At 59.4% G+C, this 25,393-nt stretch carries 26 protein-coding genes, 2 tRNA genes, 1 rRNA gene and 1 pseudogene; 11 read left to right on the top strand and 19 right to left on the bottom strand.

Going from position 1 to position 25,393, the window contains the following annotated elements:
• Window positions 1–93 precede the first annotated feature (93 nt).
• Window positions 94–1,254 (top strand): pyridoxal phosphate-dependent aminotransferase, encoded by a 1,161-nt coding sequence (locus C1Y41_RS00145; protein ID WP_104084601.1) that lies wholly within the window; start codon window positions 94–96, stop codon window positions 1,252–1,254.
• Window positions 1,242–2,012, top strand: a complete 771-nt coding sequence (locus tag C1Y41_RS00140; protein ID WP_104084600.1) for an amidohydrolase — start codon at window positions 1,242–1,244, stop codon at window positions 2,010–2,012. Before C1Y41_RS00145 ends, C1Y41_RS00140 begins: the two co-directional genes overlap by 13 nt.
• Window positions 2,013–2,123: 111 nt before the next feature.
• Here the strand turns inward: C1Y41_RS00140 and katG are convergent, their stop codons facing one another.
• The 10 genes from katG to hpxU form a co-directional block, all read right to left on the bottom strand.
• Window positions 2,124–4,325 (bottom strand): catalase/peroxidase HPI, encoded by a 2,202-nt coding sequence (gene katG / locus C1Y41_RS00135; protein WP_104084599.1) that lies wholly within the window; start codon window positions 4,323–4,325, stop codon window positions 2,124–2,126.
• A 145-nt stretch (window positions 4,326–4,470) separates the two neighbouring features.
• Window positions 4,471–4,806 (bottom strand): hydroxyisourate hydrolase, encoded by a 336-nt coding sequence (uraH, locus tag C1Y41_RS00130; protein ID WP_071668481.1) that lies wholly within the window; start codon window positions 4,804–4,806, stop codon window positions 4,471–4,473.
• Window positions 4,803–5,297, bottom strand: a complete 495-nt coding sequence (uraD, locus tag C1Y41_RS00125; RefSeq protein WP_104084598.1) for a 2-oxo-4-hydroxy-4-carboxy-5-ureidoimidazoline decarboxylase — start codon at window positions 5,295–5,297, stop codon at window positions 4,803–4,805. Before uraD ends, uraH begins: the two co-directional genes overlap by 4 nt.
• A gap of 10 nt (window positions 5,298–5,307) precedes the next feature.
• Entirely contained in the window at window positions 5,308–6,558 is a 1,251-nt protein-coding gene (gene hpxK, locus C1Y41_RS00120) for an allantoate amidohydrolase (RefSeq protein WP_104084597.1), read from the bottom strand.
• Window positions 6,555–7,790, bottom strand: coding sequence for an alanine--glyoxylate aminotransferase family protein (locus tag C1Y41_RS00115; protein ID WP_104084596.1), 1,236 nt, complete (start codon window positions 7,788–7,790; stop codon window positions 6,555–6,557). Before C1Y41_RS00115 ends, hpxK begins: the two co-directional genes overlap by 4 nt.
• Before the next feature lie 23 nt (window positions 7,791–7,813).
• Window positions 7,814–8,545, bottom strand: a complete 732-nt coding sequence (locus C1Y41_RS00110) for an amino acid ABC transporter ATP-binding protein (protein ID WP_039382834.1) — start codon at window positions 8,543–8,545, stop codon at window positions 7,814–7,816.
• Window positions 8,526–9,182 carry an amino acid ABC transporter permease gene (locus C1Y41_RS00105; protein ID WP_039382833.1) on the bottom strand — a complete coding sequence of 219 codons (657 nt, stop codon included), beginning with the start codon at window positions 9,180–9,182 and terminating at the stop codon, window positions 8,526–8,528. The genes C1Y41_RS00110 and C1Y41_RS00105 overlap by 20 nt, the downstream gene beginning before the upstream one ends.
• A complete protein-coding gene (locus C1Y41_RS00100) occupies window positions 9,179–9,844 on the bottom strand; it encodes an amino acid ABC transporter permease (RefSeq protein ID WP_104084595.1) in 666 nt (221 codons plus the stop codon). Before C1Y41_RS00100 ends, C1Y41_RS00105 begins: the two co-directional genes overlap by 4 nt.
• Window positions 9,845–9,847: 3 nt before the next feature.
• Window positions 9,848–10,633, bottom strand: a complete 786-nt coding sequence (locus C1Y41_RS00095; protein WP_039382831.1) for a transporter substrate-binding domain-containing protein — start codon at window positions 10,631–10,633, stop codon at window positions 9,848–9,850.
• A 193-nt stretch (window positions 10,634–10,826) separates the two neighbouring features.
• Window positions 10,827–11,666 (bottom strand): MurR/RpiR family transcriptional regulator HpxU, encoded by an 840-nt coding sequence (hpxU, locus tag C1Y41_RS00090; protein ID WP_039382830.1) that lies wholly within the window; start codon window positions 11,664–11,666, stop codon window positions 10,827–10,829.
• Between the two features lie 169 nt (window positions 11,667–11,835).
• Here hpxU and C1Y41_RS00085 point away from each other — a divergent pair, with 169 nt between their 5' ends.
• The 4 genes from C1Y41_RS00085 to hpxZ are packed head-to-tail and all read left to right on the top strand — an operon-like array spanning window position 11,836 to window position 15,403.
• A complete protein-coding gene (locus tag C1Y41_RS00085; RefSeq protein ID WP_039385720.1) occupies window positions 11,836–13,422 on the top strand; it encodes a gamma-glutamyltransferase family protein in 1,587 nt (528 codons plus the stop codon).
• A 12-nt stretch (window positions 13,423–13,434) separates the two neighbouring features.
• Complete coding sequence (hpxX, locus tag C1Y41_RS00080; RefSeq protein WP_039382827.1) at window positions 13,435–13,626, top strand: oxalurate catabolism protein HpxX; 192 nt, start codon at window positions 13,435–13,437, stop codon at window positions 13,624–13,626.
• The gene (locus C1Y41_RS00075; protein WP_039382825.1) at window positions 13,617–15,014 is read left to right on the top strand and encodes an AtzE family amidohydrolase; all 1,398 of its coding nucleotides are present in this window, start codon (window positions 13,617–13,619) and stop codon (window positions 15,012–15,014) included. The genes hpxX and C1Y41_RS00075 overlap by 10 nt, the downstream gene beginning before the upstream one ends.
• A gap of 2 nt (window positions 15,015–15,016) precedes the next feature.
• A complete protein-coding gene (gene hpxZ / locus C1Y41_RS00070) occupies window positions 15,017–15,403 on the top strand; it encodes an oxalurate catabolism protein HpxZ (RefSeq protein ID WP_039382822.1) in 387 nt (128 codons plus the stop codon).
• A 35-nt stretch (window positions 15,404–15,438) separates the two neighbouring features.
• Here the strand turns inward: hpxZ and puuE are convergent, their stop codons facing one another.
• The 3 genes from puuE to C1Y41_RS00055 are packed head-to-tail and all read right to left on the bottom strand — an operon-like array spanning window position 15,439 to window position 17,878.
• A complete protein-coding gene (puuE, locus tag C1Y41_RS00065; protein WP_071668478.1) occupies window positions 15,439–16,392 on the bottom strand; it encodes an allantoinase PuuE in 954 nt (317 codons plus the stop codon).
• A gap of 35 nt (window positions 16,393–16,427) precedes the next feature.
• A complete protein-coding gene (gene hpxA, locus C1Y41_RS00060) occupies window positions 16,428–17,159 on the bottom strand; it encodes an allantoin racemase (RefSeq protein ID WP_039382816.1) in 732 nt (243 codons plus the stop codon).
• The gene (locus C1Y41_RS00055; RefSeq protein ID WP_039382814.1) at window positions 17,156–17,878 is read right to left on the bottom strand and encodes a GntR family transcriptional regulator; all 723 of its coding nucleotides are present in this window, start codon (window positions 17,876–17,878) and stop codon (window positions 17,156–17,158) included. Before C1Y41_RS00055 ends, hpxA begins: the two co-directional genes overlap by 4 nt.
• Window positions 17,879–18,024: 146 nt before the next feature.
• On the opposite strand from C1Y41_RS00055, the gene C1Y41_RS00050 reads away from it, so the two are divergent.
• Window positions 18,025–19,518 carry an NCS1 family nucleobase:cation symporter-1 gene (locus C1Y41_RS00050; RefSeq protein ID WP_039382812.1) on the top strand — a complete coding sequence of 498 codons (1,494 nt, stop codon included), beginning with the start codon at window positions 18,025–18,027 and terminating at the stop codon, window positions 19,516–19,518.
• 63 nt (window positions 19,519–19,581) lie between these two features.
• Here C1Y41_RS00050 and C1Y41_RS00045 read toward each other — a convergent pair.
• A tRNA-Asp gene (locus C1Y41_RS00045) sits at window positions 19,582–19,658 on the bottom strand.
• A gap of 133 nt (window positions 19,659–19,791) precedes the next feature.
• A complete protein-coding gene (gene dnaQ, locus C1Y41_RS00040; protein ID WP_349919431.1) occupies window positions 19,792–20,472 on the bottom strand; it encodes a DNA polymerase III subunit epsilon in 681 nt (226 codons plus the stop codon).
• On the opposite strand from dnaQ, the pseudogene C1Y41_RS20420 reads away from it, so the two are divergent.
• Window positions 20,469–20,519: pseudogene (locus C1Y41_RS20420) on the top strand (hypothetical protein); the annotation flags it as partial. The gene dnaQ and the pseudogene C1Y41_RS20420 sit on opposite strands and share 4 nt — an antisense overlap.
• 57 nt (window positions 20,520–20,576) lie before the next feature.
• A complete protein-coding gene (gene rnhA, locus C1Y41_RS00035) occupies window positions 20,577–21,044 on the top strand; it encodes a ribonuclease HI (protein WP_104084594.1) in 468 nt (155 codons plus the stop codon).
• Here rnhA and C1Y41_RS00030 read toward each other — a convergent pair.
• Window positions 21,029–21,763, bottom strand: coding sequence for a class I SAM-dependent methyltransferase (locus C1Y41_RS00030; RefSeq protein ID WP_094112074.1), 735 nt, complete (start codon window positions 21,761–21,763; stop codon window positions 21,029–21,031). The two genes, rnhA and C1Y41_RS00030, sit on opposite strands and share 16 nt — an antisense overlap.
• A 39-nt stretch (window positions 21,764–21,802) precedes the next feature.
• On the opposite strand from C1Y41_RS00030, the gene gloB reads away from it, so the two are divergent.
• On the top strand, window positions 21,803–22,558 hold the full coding sequence (gene gloB / locus C1Y41_RS00025; RefSeq protein WP_104084593.1) for a hydroxyacylglutathione hydrolase: 756 nt from the start codon (window positions 21,803–21,805) through the stop codon (window positions 22,556–22,558).
• A 71-nt stretch (window positions 22,559–22,629) separates the two neighbouring features.
• Entirely contained in the window at window positions 22,630–24,009 is a 1,380-nt protein-coding gene (gene mltD / locus C1Y41_RS00020; RefSeq protein WP_039382798.1) for a murein transglycosylase D, read from the top strand.
• A gap of 102 nt (window positions 24,010–24,111) precedes the next feature.
• On the opposite strand, the gene C1Y41_RS00015 is transcribed toward mltD, so the two are convergent.
• From C1Y41_RS00015 to rrf, 3 genes are all read right to left on the bottom strand, one after another.
• Window positions 24,112–24,912 (bottom strand): endonuclease/exonuclease/phosphatase family protein, encoded by an 801-nt coding sequence (locus tag C1Y41_RS00015; protein WP_071668473.1) that lies wholly within the window; start codon window positions 24,910–24,912, stop codon window positions 24,112–24,114.
• A 181-nt stretch (window positions 24,913–25,093) separates the two neighbouring features.
• Window positions 25,094–25,170: transfer RNA gene (locus tag C1Y41_RS00010), tRNA-Asp, on the bottom strand.
• A 101-nt stretch (window positions 25,171–25,271) separates the two neighbouring features.
• A 5S ribosomal RNA gene (rrf, locus tag C1Y41_RS00005) occupies window positions 25,272–25,387 on the bottom strand.
• Between the last annotated feature and the right edge of the window lie 6 nt (window positions 25,388–25,393).

The following is a 25,393-nucleotide window of genomic DNA, read 5'->3' as shown; positions in this document are numbered from 1 at the left end:
AAGCGTCTCGATTGCCAAAGAGTAGCATCCTGATTATAGTGTCAGCAATACAGGGTTTCTTATCACGCTGCTTACGCGCAAGGCCAGCTTACTATGACGCCATTTGATCTTATTCCCGACAGCAAGCTTCCCGCGACCGGCACCACGATCTTTACGCAGATGAGCGCGCTTGCCGCCAGGCACAGCGCCATTAACCTTTCTCAGGGATTTCCCGATTTCAGCGGCCCCGCACTGCTGCAGGCGCGGCTGGCGCATCACGTCAGTCAGGGAGCCAATCAGTATGCGCCGATGATCGGCACGCCGGAACTGCGCGACGCCATAGCGGATAAAACCGCCGGGCTTTATGGCTACCGGCCCGACGCTGGCAGCGACATTACCGTGACCAGCGGGGCGACGGAAGCGCTCTACGCTGCCATTACCGCGCTGGTGCGCCCCGGCGACGAAGTGATCTGCTTTGACCCCAGCTACGACAGCTATGCGCCCGCGGTAACGCTGGCGGGCGGCGTGATGCAGCGCATCGCCCTGCAGCCGCCTGAGTTTCGCGTCCCCTGGCCTGCGTTTCGCGATCGGCTCAGCGCACATACGCGGCTGGTGATCCTGAATACGCCGCACAATCCCTCCGCTACCGTCTGGCAGCAGAGCGATCTGGAGGCGCTGTGGCAGGCGATTGCGGATCGGGAGATTTATGTGCTGAGCGATGAAGTGTATGAGCATATCTGTTTCAGCACGGCAGGCCACGCCAGCGTGCTGGCGCATGCCGGACTGCGCCAGCGCGCGGTCACCGTCTCCTCATTTGGCAAGACGTATCATATGACCGGCTGGAAAGTGGGCTACGCCATAGCGCCACCCGCTATCAGCGCCGAGCTGCGTAAGGTACATCAGTACCTGACCTTTTCCGTCAATACTCCGGCCCAGCTGGCGCTGGCGGATATGCTGCGTCAGCAGCCGGAACACTACCGGACGCTGCCTGAGTTTTACCGCGCGCGGCGCGATCGTCTGACGCAGGCGCTGGCAGCCAGTCGCTTTCAGGTATTACCCTGTGAAGGCACCTATTTTTTACTGCTGGACTACAGCGCGATCTCCGATCTCGATGACGTCAGCTTCTGCGAGTGGCTGACCAGAGAGGCGGGCGTCGCTGCTATCCCGCTGTCGGTGTTCTGCGCTGATCCTTTCCCGCACCGGCTGATCCGCCTGTGCTTTGCCAAACAAGAGGCGACGCTTGACGCCGCCGCGGAGCGCCTGTGCAAACTTTGAAGATTACTCTGCTGCAGCAGCCGCTGAGCTGGATGAACGGCGCCGCTAACCTGCGTCACTTTGATCGGCTGCTGGAAAAACTGAGCGGACGCGATGTGATTGTGCTGCCGGAGATGTTTACGACCGGCTTTGCCATGGAGGCGGCACAGGCTTCGCTGCCGCAGCAGGAGGTGGTGGCCTGGCTGCAGCATCACGCGCGGGCCACCCAGGCGCTGATCGGCGGCAGCGCGGCCATTCAGACAGAAGCGGGTGCGGTAAACCGGTTTCTGCTGGTGGAGCCAGACGGCACGCTGCATCAGTATGACAAACGCCATCTGTTTCGTATGGCGGAGGAGCATCAGCACTATCTGCCGGGCGAACGCCGGGAGTTGGTTTACTGGCGCGGCTGGCGCATTCTGCCGCAGATTTGCTACGACCTGCGCTTTCCGGTGTTTTCCCGCAACCGCAACGATTACGATCTGGCGCTCTATGTGGCCAACTGGCCGGCTCCACGCGCGCATCACTGGCAGGCGCTGCTGATGGCGCGCGCCATCGAAAATCAGGCGTATATCGCCGGCTGTAACCGGGTGGGCAGCGACGGCAATCATCATCGCTACCGCGGCGACAGCCAGATTATCTCACCGCAGGGGGAGATCCTCGCAGCCGCTGAACCGTTCACCCCGGCACGTCTGGATGCGGAGCTGTCGCTGGAGGCGCTGCAGGCGTACCGCGAGCGCTTTCCGGCGTGGCGCGATGCTGATACGTGGACGCTGGAATAGACCGCCGGCCGGCACCGGTAACGCCGGTGAGAAAAGCAAAAAAACCGGAAGCGCGTGGCTTCCGGTTCTGTTTTTACACGGGCGTATCAGGCGCGATGCAGCGCAGGATAATTACGCCAGATCGAAACGGTCCAGGTTCATCACTTTCGTCCAGGCGGCCACAAAGTCATGGACAAATTTCTGCTTCGCATCGCTGCTGGCGTACACTTCCGCCAGCGCGCGCAGGATGGCGTTAGAGCCGAACACCAGATCGGCGCGCGTGGCGTGATATTTCACTGCACCGCTTTCACGATCGCGTCCTTCAAACAGCTCCGCGCGTTCATCAGTGGCGCGCCATGCGGTGCGCATATCGAGCAGATTGACAAAAAAGTCGTTGCTCAGCACGCCCGGGCGATCGGTAAACACGCCGTGCTGACTGCCGTCATAGTTGGTGCCGAGCACGCGCAGGCCGCCCAGCAGCGCCGTCAGCTCCGGCGCACTCAGCGTCAGCTGCTGCGCTTTATCCAGCAGCAGAGTCTCCGTTGAGGAACCGCTCTGCACGCGACGATAGTTACGGAAGCCATCGGCCAGCGGCTGAAGCACGTTAAACGACTCAATATCGGTCTGATCCTGACGCGCATCCACGCGGCCTGGCATAAACGGCACCTGTACCGCCACGCCAGCGGCGGCTGCCGCCTGCTCAATACCGACGCTGCCCGCCAGCACAAGGATATCCGCCAGTGAGAGCTTGCCGGACGCCTGCTGGATCTGCTGCAAGACCGGCAGCACATCGCTTACCACGCCGGCATTGACCGCCCAGCCGTTCTGCGGTGCCAGCGCCAGACGCGCACCGTTGGCCCCTCCGCGCTTATCGCCGCCACGGAACGTTGAAGCGGATGCCCAGGCCACGGAGACCAGCTGGCTGACGTTCAGGCCCGATGCGGCAATCTGCGCTTTAGCCTGCGCAATATCATCAGCGCCAGGCTGATGCACCGGCTGCGGTAACGGATCCTGCCACAGCAGATCTTCCTTCGGCACTTCCGGGCCGAGGTAGCGCGCTTTGGGTCCCATATCGCGGTGAGTCAGCTTGAACCAGGCGCGGGCGAACGCTTCATTAAACGCCTGCGGATCGTTCAGGAAGCGGCGCGAGATCTTCTCAAACTCCGGATCGAAACGCAGCGTCAGATCGGTCACCAGCATGGTGGGCTTGCGCTTTTTCTCCGGATCAAACGGATCGGGGATGATCGCTTCTGCGTCCGCCGCTTCAAACTGAATCGCGCCCGCCGGGCTGTGCGTCTGCACCCACTCATATTTGAACAGGTTCTCAAAGAAGTAGTTGCTCCACTGGGTTGGCGTCTGCGTCCAGACCACTTCCAGACCAGAGGTGATGGCATCTGCGCCGGCGCCGCTGCCGTAGCTGTTGTGCCAGCCAAAGCCCTGCGCTTCAATCGGTGAGGCTTCAGGATCGACATCAAGGTGGCTGGCGGCCGCCGCCCCGTGCGTTTTACCCAGCGTATGCCCGCCTGCGATAAGCGCGACGATCTCTTCATCGTTCATGCCCATGTTGCCAAAGGTGGCGCGGATCGCCGGTGCTGCAGAACGCGGATCGCCGCTCGCTTCCGGGCCCTCAGGGTTCACATAGATCAGGCCCATTTCGGTGGCGCCCAGCGGGGCATTTGCGAGGCTCTCAGGATGACGGTGGGCCAGCCACTCTTTTTCATGGCCCCAGTCCACATCCATATCCGGCTCCCAGACATCCTCACGACCGGCACCAAAACCAAAGGTACGGAACCCGGCGTTCTCCAGGGAGACGTTACCCGCCAGAATGTAGAGATCGGCCCAGGAAATTTTCTGGCCATACTTCTGTTTTACCGGCCAGAGCAGGCGTCGTGCTTTATCAAGGCTGACGTTATCGGGCCAGGCGTTGAGCGGCGCAAAGCGCTGCTGTCCGCGTCCGGAGCCGCCGCGGCCATCAATGGTGCGGTAGGTACCGGCGCTGTGCCACGCCATACGAATAAACAGGCCAATGTAACTGCCCCAGTCGGCGGGCCACCAGGATTGTGAATCGGTCAGCAGCGCGCGGATATCCGCTTTTAGTGCCGCGTAGTCAAGCTGGCTGAACGCTTCGCGGTAGCTGAAATTTTCATCCAGCGGATTAGAGCGGCTGGAGTGCTGATTCAGCAGGTCGACCCGCAGCATATTAGGCCACCAGTCGCGGTTAGAGGTGCCGCTGCCGGCGCCGCGTGCAAGCACGCTCTTCTCTTCTGACGCTCCATGATGAAAAGGACATTTTCCGGACGCTGCAGCATTATCGTTATGGTCTGGCGTGCTCATTATTCGGCTCCATTGGCTTCACGTTTTGCGGTTAAGATAGCGGCACTCAGGAGCAGAATATATTTGGATGGACCGAAAGCTTTGATAGCTTTTGTCTTTCAAAAAGAAGTTTTGTGACAGGCTGCACAAAATGAAGCGCGGCCGTTCAGCTGCCGCGATAGGTGGACCAGGACCAGGGGGAGATCAGAAACGGCAGATGATAATGGCTGCCCGCCCGTCCGATAACAAAGTCTATCTGCGCGCTGACATAGAGCGCATCGCGCCCGTCAGCGGCAAAATAGTCGCCAATCTCTGCCGTCAGCCGGTAGTGCCCCGGCGCTAAGGGTTCCGGTGTTAAATCGCTGATACGCCCGTCGCGATCGGTTTCTCCTTCACTGACCGGAAACCACCCTTCCGGGCTGTTCTGCTCCAGCGAGACGGCAACGCCTGCGGCCGGTGTGCCGAGCGCGGTATCAAGAATGTGCGTGGTGATGGTGCTCATATGATGCTCTCCTTAAGCCGTAACAGGGTAATTTCCCGCAGCTGCGCCAGCGTCTCCTGCTGTTCGCACGCCTTATTATTGTTAAGCCTGCGCTGCAACTCTGCCAGCATCTGCTCCGCGCTGCGTCCGCTGGCCCGGATCAGAAATACCCGGCCAAAGCGTGCTTCATAGGCCTGATTCCCTGCGCGCATCGCGAGCTGCAGGTCGCGGTCCGCCTGCTGCATCGCAGCCTGCTCCTGACGCGACAGCCTGGCCTCATGCGCCGTACCCTGGGCTGCTTCACCAATACGCGGATGGGCGCTGAGCGCCTGCTCCAGCTCCGCCTGTTGCCAGCGCTGCGCCAGCTGCTGCGCCCGCCCGGCCAGCGCACTCAGGGAGGCATAGGGCCGTGCGGCCACCAGCGCCTGCTGCCAGGCAGGAATGGCGACGCAGTGCGCGATCGCCTGACGGGCGTCAGCCTCATCCGCCTGATTAAACTCATTCAGCTTCATGCCCGCTCCCTTATGCCTGCGCCAGCGCGGTTACCGCCTGCAGATATGCCTGCACGCCCAGCGCCACGTCGTTCGTATTTACCGATTCCGCCGGATGGTGGCTGATACCGTGATGGTTACGCACAAACAGCATGCCGACCGGCCAGCGCTCCGCCATGGCAATTGCATCATGGCCCGCCCCGCTCGGCAGTGCCAGCGTGCAGCCCTGAACGGTTTCAACCGCCGCGCCCAGCGCCTGCTGCAGCCGTTTATCGCACGGCGTCGCGGCAATGCGGTAATATTCGCTGGCGCTGAAGCTCACCCCGCGCCGCAGCGCAATCGCCTGCGCCTGCGTTAACAGCTGCGACAGGTGCCGCTCCAGCGGCTCATCCTGCGGGCCGCGAATATCCAGCGACAGCTGCACCTCTCCCGGAATGACATTCACTGCGCCAGGCTGACAGCTGAGCGTGCCGGTTGTCGCCACCAGCGGCGCCTGCGTCGCCTGTTCGATAAACAGCATCCACTCGGCGGCGGCGGCCAGCGCATCTTTACGCAGCAGCATCGGCACCGTGCCGGCGTGTCCCGCCTCGCCGCTAAAATGGCAGTTAAGGCGGCGCGCGCCGTTGATGGCGGTGACCACGCCCAGAGCTAAATCCGCCTCCTCCAGGCAGGGCCCCTGCTCGATATGCAGCTCCAGATAGGCGGCGATCTCGCTGACATGACGTGCTGCGAGACTTACCTGTGCGGCATCCAGCCCGGCATCCTGCATCGCGGCGGCGACCGTAATGCCGTTGCCGTCGGGATGAGTGATCCAGCTCTCCGGCCAGCTGCCGGTCAGGCCGCGGCTGCCCAGCAGCGTAATGCCGAAGCGGGTCCCCTCCTCATCCGCAAAACCCACTATCTCGACCGCCAGCGGCAGGCGCTGCCGGCGATCGTGCAGCCACTGCACGGTTTCAATTGCGCTCAGCACGCCCAGCATGCCGTCATAGCGTCCGGCGTTGCGCACGGTATCAAGATGGGAACCGAGCAGCAGCGCCGCTGCGCCCGGCTCGGCCGCCTCATAGCGGCCGCAGATATTGCCCACGGCATCCTGCCAGGTCCGCATGCCCGCCACCTGCATCCACTCCGCCACGCAGGCGTTAGCGCGCAGGTGCTCCGGAGAGAGATAAACGCGCGTCAGGCTATCCTCCTCCTCGCTGATCTCCGCCAGCGCATCACAACGCGCCATAATGCGCGCGGCGGCCGACTGCGCCTCTTCAGCGCTCATCTGGCGTGCACTCATGCTTCGCTCCCGTAGCGATCCCAGGCGGCCTGCAGCGCCGCACCCTGCGGCGTACCAAAACCGCAGTGCTGCAGTACCGCTTCAAGCGCGCTCAGGGTCTGCATCACGCAATCTTTACGCGCGTTGTAGCCCATGGTGCCGATGCGCCACACTTTGCCGTGCAGCGGACCAAATGAGGTGCCGATCTCAATGCCAAAATCGTCCAGCATCAGTTTGCGCACCTGGTCACCGTTCACGCCCTGCGGAATGACAACGCCCAGCACGTTGTTCATCTTGTGCTGCAGATCGCCAAAGGTCTCCAGTCCCATGCCCTGGATGCCTTTCAGCAGCGCGTCACCATGCAGCTTGTGCCGGGCGATGCTGTTATCCAGCCCCTCCTGCAAAATGATGCGCGCGCATTCCCGGGCACCAAACAGCGCGCTGGTCGCTTCCGTATGGTGATTAAGCCGCTCCGGCCCCCAGTAATCCATGATCATGCCGAGATCGAAATAGTTGGAGTAGATCATCTCGTCATCACCATCCTGATGCGCCGCCGTGCGGATCCCCTCCTCCACGCATTTACGCTTGCGGATGATCTCCTCCATCTGCGGGCTCAGGGTAACGGGAGAGGTGCCGGAGGGACCGCCCAGGCATTTCTGCATGCCGGCAGAGACCGCATCCAGCCCCCAGGCATCAGTTTCCAGCGCGTTACCCGCCAGAGAGGCGGTGGCATCGGTATAGAACAGTACGCCATACCGGCGACAGATAGCGCCCAGCTCCGCCAGCGGCTGCAGCATAGTGGTTGACGTGTCACCCTGCACCGTCAGCAGCAGGCGCGGCTTAACCCGTTTGATCGCATCCTCAATCTGATCCGGCGAGAACACTTCGCCCCAGGGCACTTCAATCGTATGCACTTCCGCCCGGCAGCGCCGCGCAATCTCGCACAGCAGATGGCCAAAACGGCCAAACACCGGTACCAGTATCCGATCGCCGGGACGGATAGCAGAAAGCAGAATCGCCTCGATGCCGGCGCGAGAGGTGCCGTCAATCAGCAGCGTCCAGCGATTTTCGGTGCGAAAAATGCCGCGATAGAGCGCCATGACTTCATTCATGTAGTGCGTCATCGCCGGATCGTACTGCCCGAGCAGCTGGCTCGACATGGCGCGCAGCACGCGCGGGTCGGCGTTAATCGGCCCTGGCCCCATCAGCAGACGCTGCGGCGGATTGATCTGAGAGAACTGATGAATGTCCATAGTGAATTCCTTAATGGCCCCGCTCAGAGGCGTACGGTCGAGATAAACTGTTTCAGTTCGGCGGTCTGCGGCTGCGCAAACAGCGTTTTACTGCTGCCCTGCTCCCACACCCGCCCCTGATGCATAAATACCACCCGGTCGCCCACGTCGCGGGCAAAATTCATTTCATGCGTCACGAGGATCAGCGTCATCCCCTCCGCCGCCAGCTGCTCCAGCACCTTCAGCACCTCGCCCACCAGCTCCGGATCGAGCGCGGAGGTGATCTCATCGCAGAGCAGCACTTTTGGCTGCATCGCCAGCGCCCGGGCAATCGCCACACGCTGCTGCTGGCCACCGGAGAGGCTGGCCGGGTAGTAGTCCAGTCGCTCACCCAGCCCCACTTTTTCCAGCATTTTTGTTGCCAGCTGCCGGCACTCCGCCGCGCTTTTTTTCAGCACGCGGCGCGGTGCCAGCATCACATTCTCCAGCGCGGTCATGTGCGGAAAAAGATTGAAATTCTGGAACACCATACCGACCGAGCGGCTGATTTCACGCGCCTGAGATTCACGATGCGTAATGGTCATGCCGCCCAGCTTAATGCTGCCCTCCTGGTAGCCCTCCAGCCCGTTCATACAGCGCAGCAGCGTGCTTTTACCGGAGCCGCTGCGGCCGATAATCGAGATCACTTCGCCATTATCGATATCCAGATCAACCCCTTTCAGGACATGATTTTCGCCGTAGTATTTCTGAACCTGATTAATGGTGATGAGCGGCATGGAATTTTTTCTCCAGGTACTGGCTGTAGCGCGACAGCGGATAACACATCAGGAAGTAGCCAAGCGCCACGAGGCCAAACACCTTAAACGGCTGATACGTGACGTTGTTTAAAATAGTGCCGGCTTTCGTCAGCTCGATAAAACCGATGATTGAGGCCAGCGCGGTGCCTTTGATCACCTGCACCGCAAAGCCCACCGTCGGCGCAATGCCGATGCGGATCGCCTGCGGTGCCACGACGCGGCAGAGCGTCTGGCCGAAGTTCAGGCCGAGGCAGCGTGACGCCTCCCACTGACCTTTTGGCAGCGCGCGTATGCTGCCGTACCAGATATCGAGCAGAAAGGCGCTGGTATAAAAGGTCAGCGCCAGCGAGGCGGCGGTCCACGGCGCCACGTCCACGCCAAACAGCCCGACGCCAAAAAACGCGAGAAACAGCTGCATCAGCAGCGGCGTGCCCTGAAACAGCGCGGTATAGCCCTGAATCAGCCGCGTCAGCCACGTCTTTTTCAGCAGGCGCAGCAGCAGCAGCGGCAGCGTCACCAGCGTGCCGCCGGCGAAGGCCACCAGCGACAGCAGCAGCGTCCAGCGTGCGGCCAGCAGCAGATTGCGCAGAATGTCCCAGTCGGTAAAGGTTGTCATGCCGGCTCTACTCCAAACCATTTACGCCCCAGCGCCAGCAGCAGCTGACGCATCGCAACTGACAACGCCAGATAGAGCAGCGTGGTCACCAGGTAGACTTCAAAACTCAAAAATGTGCGGGACTGAATCAGATTGGCCGCAAAGGTCAGCTCCTCATAAGAGACCTGCGACACCACCGATGAGCCGAGCATAACGATGATGCACTGACTGACCAGGGCCGGATAGATGCGCTGCAGCGAAGGTGGCAGCACCACGCGCAGAAAGGTCTGCGCGCGGCTTAAACCCAGCACGCGCCCCGCTTCCCACTGTCCTTTCGGCGTGACCTGAATGCCGGCGCGGATAATCTCTGTGCTGTAAGCGCCGAGATTGATCAGCATCGCCAGCAGCGCAGCTTCTCCGGCGGTAAGTTTTACCCCCAGGTTGGGCAGGCCAAACACGATAAAAAACAGCTGTACGACAAACGGCGTATTGCGGATCAGCTCCACATAGACGCCCCAGAGGCGGCTGGCCCAGCCTGGCCTGCCGCTGCGCAGCGCTGCGCCGATGATGCCGAGGCTGACGCCACCGAGCGTAGCCACCACCGTAAGCTGCACAGTGACCCATAGCCCGGCCAGCAGTTCCGGCCAGTAAGGCCAGAGTTCAGCGAAATTTAGCTGCGCCATGACTCAGGCACCGAGCGAAGCGGGCAGCGGCGCTTTCAGCCACTCTTCTGAGAGCTTATTCAGCGTACCGTCCTTTATACCCTGTTCGATCAGCGTATCGACCTCTGCTTTCAGCGCCGGCTCATTCTTCTTCAGACCGATAAAGCAGGGAGAATCTTTCAGCATAAACTGCGCCACCGGCGCTTTTGCCGCGTTCTGCCGGGTAATGGCCGCCACCACCAGATTACCGGTTGCCACATACTGCACCTGACCGGAGAGATAAGCCGAAAGCGTGGTGTTGTTATCTTCGTAACGCTTGACCTGCGCATCTTTCGGCGCGGCCGCGCTCAGCACCATATCCTCAACCGCGCCACGCGTAACGCCGATCGTTTTGCCGCTCAGTGCGGCGGCATCCTTCAGCGTCTCACCTTTCGGCCCGAACACGCCGAGGAAAAAGGGCGCATAGGCGCGGCTGAAGGCGATGACCTTTTCCCGCTCCGCATTTTTACCCATGCTGGAGATCACCAGATCGACTTTGTCCGTCTGCAGATAAGGTACGCGGTTGGCACTGGAGACCGGCACCAGCTGCAACTTCAGTTTCATCTGCTTTGCCAGATAGCGCGCCATGTCGATGTCATATCCCTGCGGCTGCAGATCGGTGCCCACTGATCCAAACGGCGGGAAATCCTGCGGCACTGCGATGCGGATCACGCCGCGCTTTTGAATATCCTGTAGCTGATCCGCCTGCGCGCTGCCTGCCTGAGCCAGTAAAAGCGCCGCACCCGCTACCGCCAGTAAAACCTTTTTCATTATGCACCCCGGTGTGTTGAACGTGAAACAAAAGATTCTTACATGCAGTGACTGCAACTAATGTGCCAATCAAAGCGACAGAAAAAAACCGGTAACAAACCGGCATAAAAGGGGTCAGCAGCAGGAAAAATCGGGTACTGGCGTACCCTGCTTCAGAGATTCAAAACGGTGCAACGCACCATTTCAGTGCCCGCTATCGGTGTTCCAGCTCATCCAGATGCTGATAGAGATCGGCTATCTGATGAATACGCTGCCGCCCCTGCGACAGGGTTTCATGCAGCAGCGCGTTCGCCAGTAAATTGACCAGGCTCATGGCTGAAGCGTAACTGTCAAAGGCAGACACGCTGTCAAGCGGTGCACAAAGCTGCCAGCGTGCCACGCCCTGAATCCCCTGCGCCTGCGGCTCCGAGAGCGCCAGCAGCGGGATATCACGCTGCTGCAGCTGCTGCATCAGCGGACGCAGCAGGCGCGGACGTCGCCGGAACGCCATCACCACCACCATATCGTCCGGGGTAATATCCACCAGCTCTTCGCCCAGCGTCTGGCCCGGCTGCGGCAGCAGTACCACGTGGGCACGCGCCTGCAGCAGCTGCTGACGCAGATGCAGCGCGACCGGATACGCGTTGCGCATACCGATGATAAAGACGCGTTTTGCGCTGCCCAGTGCGGCGATGACGTCGCTTAACTGCTGGCTGTCGATACGGTTGATCCACTGCGTGAGGTTTGCCATCTCCTGCTTATAGTGGCGCGCCAGCAGCGTGTTGCCCTGCACCGCATCGCGATTGTCGGTGAGCGGCATTCCGCTCTGCCGCAGGGTGCGCAGCTCATCGCGCATATCTTTATATTTTTCATAGCCAAGGCGCCGGAACAGCCGGCTCACCGTTGCTTTGGAGACGCCGCTTAGCCGTGCCAGTTCAGCACTGTTGTAGCTGATCAGGTCATCAAAATGGTCAAACACAAAGTCAGCAATGCGCTGCTCCTGAGGCGACAGCTGCGCGTACTGGCTGCGCAGACGTTCATCGAGTTGTTTCATGCGTTGTCCTGTAACTTTCGTTTCACCCTGCTCTAGCATAAATCGATCCAGCACCCACCGACAGAAAAAGTGGAACAGCTCTTGCTTATGTTTACGTCAGGGAATGCCGCCGCAGCGGGTTTGGCAGCTGTGTCGGATGGAGATGAGCAGAAATCAGCCGGGAACAATTATGATTCAGAGCAACATGGCCCCGCAGGGCATGGTCGTCACCCCCCATCATCTGGCGAGTGAAAGCGCCCTTGCCGTACTGCGCGACGGCGGCAGCGCACTCGAAGCGATGGTCGCCGCCGCCGCAACCATTGCGGTGGTCTATCCGCATATGAACGGGCTGGGCGGCGACGGCTTCTGGCTGGTGGTGCCGCCTGAAGGGGAACCCGTTGCGATTGATGCCAGTGGCGCCGCCGGCTCGCTGGCGACAATGAGTTTTTATCAGGGCCGGCAGACGATCCCGCATCGCGGGCCGGAAGCGGCGCTGACCGTCGCCGGCACCGTCAGCGGCTGGCAGGAGGCGCTGACCCTGTCACAGGAGCTGGGCCATGCGCCGCTGCCGCCACACCGTCTGCTGCGCGATGCTATCCGTTACGCTGCCGACGGCATACCGGTTACCGCCTCGCAGGCGGCCGCTACCGCCGCAAAAGCGCCTGAGCTGCAGCATCAGCCCGGCTTTGCCGCCACGTTTATGCCGGACGGCGGACCGCCACAGCCGGGCAGCCGCTTTACCCAGCCTGCGCTGGCGGCCACGCTCAGCCAGCTGAGTGAAGAGGGGCTGGAGAGCTTTTACCGCGGCCGGCTGGCGCGGTCGCTGGCAGATGACATGCACGCGCTGGGGATGCCGGTCACGCTGAACGATCTGCAGCAGCATCGCGCCCGGCGCTGCACCCCGCTCCACCTTGCACACAGCGAAGGCGATATCTGGAACATGACGCCGCCGACGCAGGGGCTGGTGTCGCTGGCGATTCTGGGTATTACCGATCGTCTGGATATGGCGCAGGCTGATGAAGCTCAGACGCTGCACCGGATTGTGGAGGCGACCAAGCAGGCGTTCAGCCTGCGCGATCGGCATATCACCGATCCGCGCCATAGCGATACCGACGTGCAGGCGCTGCTCAGTGCCGATCATCTTGCCAGCCTTGCGACCAATATTGATGACCATCGCGCCGCGCCGTGGGGAACCGGACGCGGTCCGGGCGATACCGTCTGGATGGGCGCCATCGACAGCAGCGGGCTGGCGGTCTCTTTTATTCAGAGCATCTACCACGAATTTGGCAGCGGCGTGGTGCTGCCAGGCAGCGGCATCACCTGGCAGAATCGCGGCGCGGCGTTCAGCCTGCAGCCCGATCATCTTCTGGCGCTGCTGCCGGGCAAGCAGCCGTTTCACACGCTTAACCCTGCTGCCGCCCGCCTGAAAGATGGCCGGGTCATGGTGTATGGATCGATGGGCGGAGATGGTCAGCCGCAGACGCAGGCGGCCATTTTTACCCGTCACGTCATTCAGGGTATGCCGCTGCAGCAGGCGGTCAGTGCGCCACGCTGGCTGCTGGGGCGCACCTGGGGCGAGGCCTCTGACTCACTCAAACTGGAAGCGCGCGTGGCGCCGGAAACGGTGGGTCGGCTGCGTCTGCTGGGTCATCAGGTTGAGCTGCTCTCTGACTTCAGTGAAGTGGTAGGCCATGCGGGCGCCGTAGTGCGCCACACCAGCGGCATGCTGGAAGGCGCTTTCGATCCGCGCAGCAACGGCAGCGCAGCCGGTTTTTAACAGGAGAGACTCATGACCGAATCCGCAGAGTGGGCGAACTATGTCGCTCAGATGGAGCAGATCCTCGCACTGGATCTGGATGACGCACGTCGTGCTGAGCTGCAGCTGCAGCTCAGCCGGATTGCGGCTATAGCCGCGCCGCTGATGGCGCTGCCGCTGGACGATCGCCTGGAAGTGGCCGGGGTATTCCAGCCATGCGCCTGACATCATTATCGATCGCAGCGCTGCAGCGTGCGCTGCAGCAGGGTGAAATCGGGGCCGCTGAGATTGCCCGCCATACGCTGGCGGCGATTGAGCAGCATAACCCGGCGCTCAACGCCTGGACGGCGATCACCGGGCAGCGCATGCTGCGCGAGGCTGAAGAGCTTGACCGGCAGCGCCTGCGCGGTGAAACGCTGCCACCGCTGGCGGGTATTCCGTATGCGGTAAAAAATCTGTTTGATGTAGCCGGCCATACCACGCTGGCGGGTGCCAGCCTGTTTAGCACGCGGGCGGCGGCGCGTGCAGACGCCTGGGCGGTCAGCCGGATGCGTGAATCGGGCGCGCTACTCTCCGGTATGCTGAACATGGATGCCTACGCTTACGGCTTTACCACCGAAAACAGTCACTATGGCGCCACCTGCAACCCGCGCGATATCACGCGCATCGCCGGTGGATCATCCGGCGGCTCAGCCGCCGCGGTAGCGGCCGGACTGGTGCACTTTTCGCTCGGCAGCGATACCAACGGCTCGATTCGCGTACCGGCGTCGCTGTGCGGCATCTTCGGCCTTAAGCCCACCTTTGGCCGCCTGTCGCGCAGCGGTACGCAGCCGTTTGTCGCCAGCCTCGATCATATCGGCCCGTTTGCCCGCTCGGTTGAGGATCTCAGCCTGGTTTATGATGCGCTGCAGGGCCGCGACGCAGAGGATGCGTTTCAGCTGACGCGGCCGCCGGAGTTGGTCAGCGACCGCCTGCAGGCGGGCAGCGACGGGCTGCGCTGCGCGACGCTGGGCGGTTTTTTTACCACCTGGTGCAATGATGAGGCGCGCGCGGCGGTAGCGGTAGCCGCCAGCGCGCTCGGCGCGGCAGAAGAAGTGACGCTGCCCCAGGCCGAACTGGCGCGCGCGGCCGCGTTTATCATGACCGCGGCGGAAGGCGGCAATCACTATCTGCCCGCTCTGCGCACCCAGCCAGAACGCTTTGAGCCGAATTCACGCGAACGCCTGCTGGCCGGCGCGATGCTGCCCGCCGCGTGGTATGTGCAGGCCCAGCGTTTCCGGCGTCACTTCCAGCAACAGGTGCTGCCGCTGTTCGACCATTATGACGTGCTGATCGCCCCCGCCACGCCCTGTACCGCCACCACCATCGGCCAGGAAACCATTCACATCAACGGTCAGGATTTGCCGACACGCGCCAGCATGGGCATGCTGACGCAGCCGATTTCGTTCGCTGGCCTGCCGGTATGTAGCGTACCGCTGCTCACCGCCAGCGGCTTACCGATTGGCGTACAGCTGATTGCCGCGCCGTTTAACGAACAGCTGGCGCTGCGCGCCGCCTGGGCGCTGCAGCAGCAGGGCCTGACTTACGATCAACCTACTTTAATGGATATCTGATAATGACGACGGACAGGATAAACGATCCGGATACCGTTGCCGCCGTAAGCGCTGCATTTTATCGCTACGAGCAGGCGCTGGTGAGCAATGATGTCGCGGTGCTGGACGAACTGTTCTGGCACGACGCGCGTACCGTCCGGCTGGGTGCCGGAGAGAATCTGTACGGGATTGAGGAGATTCGCGCCTTTCGCGCGGCACGACCGTCAAAAGGGCTCGATCGCACGCTGCGCAATACGGTGATCACCACGTTTGGCGATGACTATGCGGTGTGCAGCACCGAATTCACCCGCGAGGGAACGGCGCGTATCGGACGGCAGCAGCAGACGTGGGTGCGGCTGCCGCAGGGGTGGCGCATTGTGGCCGCGCAGGTCAGCCTGATGAGTGAGTAAGCGCGTCAGCCCTCACCCCTGCGGTGAGGGCATTATCAGGGCGCGGGATGTACCGTCATCCAGTGATCGGCAATCTGCTGGCGGGTGCAGATCCACACCTTTTCATGCTGCTGAATGTGATCAAGAAAAAGCTGCAGCGCGCGGAATTTTCCCGGCCGCCCCAGCAGGCGGCAGTGCATGCCGACCGACATCATTTTCGGGGCGCGCTCTCCTTCTTCATACAGCACATCAAAGGTATCACGCAGGTAGGTGAAGAAGTGTTCGGCGGTGTTGAAGCCCTGCGCCGTGGCGAAGCGCATGTCGTTGCACTCCAGCGTATAGGGGATGATCAGATGCGGTTTGACGGTGCCATCCTGACGTGTGACCTGGGTCCAGAACGGCAGATCGTCACCGTAATAGTCGCTGTCGTAGCTGAAGCCGCCCTGCTCTGCGACCAGCCGGCGAGTGTTCGGACTGTCCCGCCCGGTATACCAGCCCGTCGGCGCTTTGCCAAACAGTTCGGTCAGCACGTCGACCGCCTGCTGCATATGCTGCCGTTCGGTTTTCGCATCCATTCCCTGGTAGTGGATCCAGCGCCAGCCGTGGCTGACCACGTCATAATCCGCCGCTTTAATCGCGGCGACAATTTCCGGGTGCCGCGCCAGCGCCATCGCCACGCCAAACACCGTCAGCGGCAGACCACGCTTCTGAAACTCATGATGAATGCGCCAGAAACCGGCACGCGACCCATACTCATACAGGGAATCCATCGACATGTGGCGATCGGCGTAGCTGGCTGCGCCAATGATATCGGACAGAAACTGCTCCGAACCGGCATCGCCATGCAGCACGTTGTTTTCTGCGCCCTCTTCATAATTGAGTACGAACTGTACCGCCACCCGGGCGTTATCGGGCCACTGCGCATGCGGCGGCTGGCCACCATAGCCGATCAGATCGCGCGGATAATTTTTGTTGAAGCTGTACTCTTTCTTTTCAGATGCGTCATTCATTCAGTCAGTTCCTGTTGTCACACCTCAGCCAGACCTTAGTTTAGGTGCTGAAAGGCGCCGCTGAGGGGTTTTTGCAGCGGATAAGCGAGATCGCCATGCTTGCTGGTGCCCAGGCCAAGCGCCACCAGCGCCTCTATCATTTTTACCGCCGCGCTGACGCCATCGATCACCGGCATATCCAGTTCGCGGGTCAGATCCTGCGCCAGCGACGCCATGCCGCCGCAGCCCAGCACAATCGCGCCGCTGTTATCTTCACGTTTTGCCTGAATGCAGCGCGCCCGGACTTTCTCCTGCGCCACGCCGCTGCCATCCTCCAGCGCCAGTACCGGCAGATCGATGGCGTGCAGCGCCGCACAATGGTGCGTAAAACCATACTGCTGCAGCAGATGGCGGGCGATCACCAGCGTACGCGGCAGCGTGGTGACGATGGTAAAGCGCGTCGCCACCAGCGTGGCGGTATGCATTGCCGCTTCGGCAATACCGATTACCGGGCCGCTGGCCAGCTCGCGCGCCGCCAGCAAGCCGGGATCGCCAAAGCAGGCGATCACATGGCCGCTGACGCCCTGCGCTTCGCCACGCTTAATCTGCTCCAGTACGCCGATCGCGGCTATCGCCTCATCAAAGTGTCCCTCTATGGAGGGTACGCCCTGCTGCGGACAGACCGCCAGAATGTCCGTGCCCGGTGCCGCCACGGCGCGCGCGGCCGCACCAATAGTTTCAGTCATTGCCAGGCTGGTATTGGGGTTGATCACCTGTATCAGGCTCATGATAGGGCTCCTTTATGACCGGCAAATAACCGGCTGAAATCGGGCAGCGTTTCACCGCTGCGCTCAAAGTGCAGGCTGGAGAGAATGTGGTCGAAGTGGTGCGTCAGCGCCTCAGTCAGCGCAGGCAGCGCCCGCTGGCGCAGCAGATCGACCAGCCTGTCGTGATGATCGCAGCGGCAGCCGTGCTGCCAGGGCGTGCCCCAGGCGGCAATCACCAGCGATGAGCGCTGGGTCAGGCGCGTGATGATATCGGTCAGCACCTGATTGCCGGATATCGCCTGCAGCTGGATATGAAACGCGGCTGAAAGACGAATGGCAGCCGCGCCGTCATTCTGCTGATGCGCCTGCTGCTCCTGCGTGATAATCGCCTCCAGCGCCGCGAGGTGTGGCGACTGCAGATGCGTCAGTACAGCGGGCAGGTTGGCGCACTCCAGCATGCTGCGCGTGGCAAAGATATCGCGTGATTCCGCCACATCGGGCGTGCTGACCTGTGCACCACGTCCGGGCGACAGCGTGATCATCTGCACCGCCGCGAGGCGCTGCAGCACTTTACGAATGCCGGTACGGCTGACGCCAAACACCTCTGCCAGCGCCTCTTCAGGCAGCTTGCTGCCCGGCGGAAGCTGGTGCTCAACGATGGCACTAAGCAATGCCTGAAAGATCGCTTCATCTTTTTCAAACGTCACAGCGCGCGGCTTCACTGCGGATTCATGATTCATTACCTGCTCCGGAAAATAGCTGACTGCCAGATATCGTATACACTCCTTTCATTTTTTGTATACAACAAATCACTTCTGGCCTGGATCCTGCAATAGCTCTTTAAACGGTGAATATTTTCCCCATCATGGTGAGAGGAGCAGGTTTCATGCCAATTCATACTGAAGTGACGCCAGCGCAGGCTGATGCCCGCGCGGCCTATAGTCCACGCCTGTGTAATGAGGATCTGGCTCCGACGCGCCAGCAGAACTGGACGTGGTACAACATCTTTTCTTTCTGGATGTCCGATGTGCATAGCATGGGCGGGTATGTGGTTGCCGCCAGCTTTTTTACGCTGGGGCTGGCAAGCTGGCAGGTATTGCTGTGTCTGCTGGCCGGGATCGGTATCGTGCAGCTCTGTGCGAATCTGGTGGCAAAACCCAGCCAGATGGCGGGCGTGCCCTATGCGGTGATCTGCCGCCAGGCATTTGGCGTATTCGGCGCCAATATTCCGGCCGTGATCCGCGGACTGATCGCGTTTGCCTGGTACGGTATTCAGACCTATCTGGCGGCGAATGCCCTGATGCTGGTTCTGCTGAAGTTCTTCCCGGCGCTTAATAGCATGACGCAAAGCAGCTGGCTGGGGCTGTCGCTGCTCGGCTGGTGCTGCTTTGGCATCATGTGGCTGCTGCAGGCGATGGTGTTCTGGCACGGCATGAACGCCATTAAGCGCTTTATCGACGTGGCGGGTCCGGCAGTCTATGTCGTGATGGTCGCGCTGGCGGGCTGGATTGTATACAAAACTGGTCTGGCGGGTATCTCTTTTACGCTGGCCAGCAAATCACTGAGTGCCGGCGAACAGACCTGGCAGATGATCACTGCAACCGCCCTGGTCGTCTCCTACTTTTCCGGTCCTCTGCTTAATTTCGGCGACTTTTCGCGTTACGGCAAAAACATGAGTGAAGTTCGCCGCGGCAACCGCTGGGGATTACCGTTTAACTTCCTGCTGTTCTCCGTGGTTACGGTAGTGATTGTCTCCGGCACCCAGTCGCTGTTTGGCAGAATGATCACCGATCCGATTGAGACGGTAAGTATGGTAGGCAACGACCTGGCCGTCGCTATCGGCCTGCTGACCATGATCACCGCCACCATTGGTATCAATATCGTGGCGAATTTTGTGTCACCCGCCTTCGATTTCTCTAACTGCTCCCCGCAGAAGATCAGTTTCCGCACCGGTGGCATGATCGCCGCGGTGGGTTCCGTGCTGCTGACGCCGTGGAATCTGTTTCAGTCACCTGAACTGATCCACTATACGCTGGATGTGCTGGGCTCGTTTGTGGGCCCGCTGTTCGGTATCCTGATTGCGGATTTTTATCTGATTAAAGGCGGCAGCGTAAGCGTTGATGACCTGTTTAACGCCACGCCGCAGGGACGTTACTGGTACCGCAACGGCTTTAATCCCAAAGCGATCGCGGCGCTGCTGCCGGCGGTCGGGATCTGCCTGACGATAAGTTTTATTCCGGCGCTGCATGCGGTAGCTAACTTCAGCTGGTTTATCGGTGTGGCGCTGGGGGCGGGCTGCTATCGCTGGCTGGCGCGGGCAGAACGGGTCGTACCGGTCTCGTATCGTCCGGAAGCGACGCTGCAAAAAGAGGGTGTATAGTGCTGGCTGAATAGCAGACAGCAAAAAGCCGATTCATTTCTGAATCGGCTTTTTTAAATAGATTGGCGGAACGGACGGGGCTCGAACCCGCGACCCCCTGCGTGACAGGCAGGTATTCTAACCAACTGAACTACCGCTCCGCGCTTTGTTCCCCGTCGGGAACGAGGCGCATATTAATGGCAGCCCCCTCCCCCGTCAACGCTTTTTATATCAAAATGACACGTTTGCCGCTTTTTTCAGCTCGCCGCTGTTTTTAGCAGCAAAATCAGTGCATCAGACGCGCCACAGACAGCTGCCACCTTTTTTTGTGACCAGATCGAGGCGGCTTTCGTGCGCCATGACTTCTTCATCACTGGCATTAATCACGCGCAGGCCTGAACCGGGGCGGCTGATACGCTGAATATGCTCCCCTTCAGCCTGATTACGCTGGTCGCCCTCCATGGAAAATGCCAGCGACGTCTGGCCGCCGGTCATGGTCAGGAAGACTTCCGCCAGAATTTCGGCATCCAGCAGTGCGCCATGCAGCGTACGTTTGCTGTTGTCGATTTCATAACGGTTGCACAACGCATCCAGGCTATTACGCTTGCCCGGAAACATTTTACGCGCCATCGCCAGGCTGTCGGTGATTTTGCAAAAGCTTTCAGTTTTGCCGATATCACGCTGCAGCATGCCAAACTCATAGTCCATAAAGCCGATATCAAACGAGGCGTTATGGATCACCAGCTCAGCTCCGCGAATATAGTCGAGAAACTCATCGGCTATCTGCGCAAAGGTGGGCTTGTCGGCCAGAAACTCATCGGCGATGCCGTGAACACCAAACGCTTCCGGGTCCACCAGCCGGTCGGGCCTGAGATACATATGGAAGTTGTTGCCGGTCAGGCGACGGTTGATGACTTCAACCGCACCGATCTCAATGATGCGATGCCCCTCATAATGAACCCCGATCATGTTCATGCCGGTGGTTTCAGTATCGAGGACAATCTGGCGGTTATTTGCAGTGATCATAGGGCTCGTTTTGTGTCAGACTTGGCGTTTTTTCAGAGGGAAGTCTACCAGAGATGCGCAAACAGGTAGAAATTTTCACCGACGGTTCCTGCCTTGGTAATCCGGGACCGGGCGGCTATGGGGCTATTGTACGCTATCGCGAGCATGAAAAGTTATTCAGCGCGGGCTATCGCCTGACCACCAACAACCGTATGGAGCTGATGGCGGCCATTGTCGCCTTAGAGGCGCTGACGCAGCCGTGCGACGTGGTCATCAGCACAGACAGCCAGTATGTCCGCCAGGGCATTACCAGCTGGATCCACAACTGGAAAAAGCGTGGCTGGAAAACCGCTGATAAAAAAGCGGTTAAGAATACTGACCTGTGGCAGCGTCTGGATACGGCGCTCAGCACCCATATCATTCAATGGGAGTGGGTGAAGGGGCATGCCGGCCATCCGGAGAATGAGCGCTGCGATGAACTGGCGCGCAGCGCTGCCGGTAATCCGGCACTGGAAGACATTGGCTATCAGGTTGCATCCTGATCCTGCGTTTCGCGAAACTGACGCGTAGCATTGACTACCGGACGCAGCTGCGCACTGCTGCGCGCCGTTTTCATTTTAGCTGGCGTAAGCGGGAACGTGCGCTTGCGGGCCACCACGATGTTCAGACACCCCAGAGCGGGCAGATGCGCACTGATCATCCTGCCCCCCTGTCGATGCCACGGCACCACCTGAAAACGCGTGCGGTACACCACTTCATAATTCAGCAGGCTCAGCCAGTCCAGCAGACGCACCTGGCTGAACATTCTGCTGTTCCAGGGCGCTCGCCGGCTCAGACCCGGAATCGCTTTGCTAATCCCCAGCAGGCTGAAAGGATTGAAGCCGCTGATAATCAGCCAGCCATCATCAATCAGCACCCTGTCCACTTCGCGTAACACGCGGTGCGGATCCTGCTCCCATGCCAGCGTGTGCGCCAGCAGGCAGGCATCGATTGATTTAGACTCAAACGGCAGCTGAGCAACGCTGGCGAGCACCTGCAGTGCGTCGCCCTCACTGCCAACATTGACCTGATGAGATATGGCACACTGGCTGGTATTGATTTCTGCGCTCAGGCTGCCAATTTTTAGCATATGGAAGCCATAAAGCCTCGCCAGCCAGGGCTGTAGCTGCTGGGTTAACGCATCGCGAAAGTACTCTCCCCAGGGCATATCATTCCAGGTGCGCGGCGCGGTCAGGATCTGGCGTGTTTTCGCTGGCTTCATGCTCTACCATCTTCCTTTAAGACAACCAGAGAGGTGTTTATGAATCTTACCAGTATTCCCGCATTAACGGATAACTACATCTGGACGCTGACCGATGACGCCGGCAGCTGCCTGATTGTTGACCCCGGTGAAGCCCGGCCGCTGATTGAAAAAATTGAAGCCAATCGCTGGACGCCGGTGGCTGTTCTGCTGACACATCATCATCAGGACCATACCGGCGGGGTTGCTGAACTGCTGCAGCGTTATCCTCAGCTTGAGGTATATGGCCCTCAGGAAACGGCGGCTAAAGGCGCGCAGCATATTGTTCATGAGAGCGAGACCGTTACGCTGCTCGGCCTGCCTTTTCAGGTCATCGCCACGCCGGGCCACACTTTAGGACATATCTCATATTACAGCGCACCTTATCTTTTCTGCGGCGATACGATGTTCTCAGGCGGCTGCGGACGACTTTTTGAAGGTTCAGCAGAACAAATGTTCCATTCCTTTCAAAAACTTAATCAACTTCCCGCCGATACGCTTATCTGCTGCGCACATGAATATACTTTATCTAACATGAAGTTTGCTGCTGCAATTTTACCCCATGATCCGAAAATTCTGGCCAGATATCAGGAAATTAAGGATTTACGGGCAGAAAATCGCACTACTTTACCGACAAAACTGGCGCTGGAACGTGAGATAAATTTATTTTTACGCACACAAGATGCTGATTTACAAAAAGCTTTAGCAATTAATGTGGAATCCGCCCCGTTATGGCAGACTTTTGCTGAATTGCGTAATAAGAAAGACCAATTTTAATTTTTTGGGTTGTGTTGTGCCGGTACGTCACGTATAGTTGCTCGTCTTTTAAGCGAACTACTGACACACACATGAAGGCTAAAGCGATATTATTACTCGCCTCAGTCTTGCTGGTCGGATGTCAGGCATCACGGAATGACGCCAATATCCCCGCTCAGCATGCACAGAGCCTGTCTTCAGCTGGTCAAGGTGAAAATGGAAAGTACGGAAATCGCTTGTTGTCGCCGCGCTGGCAAGATGATGGAACCAGCCTCGCAGAAGACACCGATCTCTGGAATCTCATTAGTGACGAGTTGAAGATGGGGATCCCGGAAAATGCCCGGATCCGCGAACAGAAAACAAAGTTTTTAAAAAATAAGAGCTATCTCCACGATGTAACATTACGGGCAGAGCCGTACATGTACTGGATTGTCGAGCAGATACAGAAACGTAAAATGCCGATGGAACTGGTACTGCTACCCATAGTGGAGAGCGCTTTTGACCCTCACGCAACCTCTTCCGCCAATGCCGCAGGCATCTGGCAGATTGTTGCGCAAACGGGCAAAAATTATGGTCTGAAACAGAACCGCTGGTATGACGGACGCCGTGATGTGGTGGCCTCAACCAAAGTAGCACTGGATATGATGCAGCGTTTGAATCGCATGTTTGATGGCGACTGGCTACTGACGGTGGCAGCCTATAACAGCGGCGAAGGACGCGTGTTGAAAGCGATGAAGCAGAATAAGGCACGGGGTAAGCCGACTGACTTCTGGCATTTATCACTGCCGCGCGAAACAACCATCTATGTCCCGAAAATGCTGGCTTTAAGCGAACTGCTCAAGAACAACAAGCGTTACGGCATTAAACTGCCAGCCCCTAATGAAAGCCGCGCGCTGGCGCGTGTGGAAGTGGGACAGCAGATGCAGTTAACTCAGGCTGCAGAAATGGCGGGTATGTCGCTCAGTAAACTGAAGACATTTAACGCCGGGTACAAAAACGGCACGACTGCGCCAAACGGTCCGCACTATATTATGGTGCCTAAGTCCAACGTGGCACAGCTGCGCAACTCTCTGGCCTCCGGAGATATTGCCTCCGTGCAGCCTGTTGAACTGGCTAAAGCCAGCGCAGCCGGTAACAGCTACAAAGTACGTAAAGGCGACACGCTATCCGGTATCGCCAGTAAGCTGGGTGTCAGCATGAGCTCGCTAAAACAGCAGAACAATCTGCGCAGTGCGGCAGTGCGTATCGGCCAGACCCTGACGGTTAGCGGTACGACAGCAGCATCGCAGTTGGCAGATAACGGCAACAGCATCACCTACCGCGTTCGTAAGGGTGATTCTTTTGCCAGTATTGCAAAACGTCACGGCGTTAACACGCAGGACGTAATGCGCTGGAACAGCGACGCGAAGGATATACAGCCGGGTGATAAGCTCACTCTGTTTGTTAAGAATAGCGCAACGCCAGATACCTGATGCACTGAAAAGGCTGACATTTGTCAGCCTTTTTTCTTTATCGGCATAGCATCATCTATAGCAGTGCCGGCCAGAGCGTCTCGTCGTTACAGGCGGGTGCGTTTAGCGCGCAACAGTGACGGGGTTAAACTCTACCAGCAGCGGATTATGATCGGAGGCACGGGTGACCAGCACCGCTGCTTCACTCACTTTCATATCCCGGTAAAAGACAAAGTCGAGCGGCCGGCCAAACGCTTTACGCCGGTGATCATCTGTAAACGCCACTTCCCGCAGAGACATGGCGCGGGCAAAGCGATAGAGCGCGTTCATCCGCTGACGACTCCATGCATTAAAGTCCCCTGCCATTATCACCGGGCCACGGTGATGCCGGATCTGCTCTCCTATAGGCCCCAGCTGCTTACTGTATACGTCCACACCCAGACTGAAATTAACCGCATGGATATTCACTACCATCAGCATATCGCCGGTTGGCAGAGGGTATGCGGTGACCAGCGCGGATTTTGCCAGCCTTAGCAGCGGCTCGCGCTCGCGCAACGGGCAGCAGTAGACCGGATGCGCCGATGCGAGCGTCATCACCCCTGACGGGTGCTGAGGCAGCACAAAAGCGGGCACCTGATCGGCTGCGAGATAATTGCTGGTAGCAAACTGGATCAGTTCAGGCGTGGTTTGCGCCTCCTGCAGGAGGACCAGATGGGCATCACGACCGAATCCCTGCAACACCGACATCCAGTCAGCGCGCTGCTGCTTGAAGATGTTCCATACCAGCACCCGCAGGGTGGGATCGGCCGGCAGCGGCTCCCCTGGCGGCAGACCCTGACCCAGATGCAGCATCGCACCCGGCGGAAAAATTCGCTCCGCTGGCTGGCCTGCTATATAGCGCATTGCATAGGTTTTCTTTCGCACTTTACCGCCTGGCTGATAACAACAAAAAGTTCACACTGACTGTTATAGGGATTTTAGCGCGGGGTTTCAATTCGTGGTATCGAATGTCGGAATTCACCTCACGACAAAGCTTCACAATGCCGGAGGGAAAAAGAGAATATGAAAAAGCCCTGACTTTAACAGTCAGGGCTTCTCAATATAGTGGCGGAACGGACGGGGCTCGAACCCGCGACCCCCTGCGTGACAGGCAGGTATTCTAACCAACTGAACTACCGCTCCACCGATTCTTTACTGCCCTCAGGACCGCGCCTGAAGCCAGGTGTTTCGCCCTCTCCGCGTCACCGGGAGGTCACGACCAGAAAGTCTGGTCTTAACTGGATGCCTGGCAGTTCCCTACTCTCGCATGGGGAGGCCCCACACTACCATCGGCGCTACGGCGTTTCACTTCTGAGTTCGGCATGGGGTCAGGTGGGACCGCCGCGCTGTGGCCGCCAGGCAAATT

Origin of the sequence: Pantoea sp. ICBG 1758, assembly GCF_002928325.1 — a bacterium.
GTDB lineage: Bacteria > Pseudomonadota > Gammaproteobacteria > Enterobacterales > Enterobacteriaceae > Pantoea > Pantoea eucrina.
This window is presented reverse-complemented; position numbering and strand designations above follow the sequence as displayed.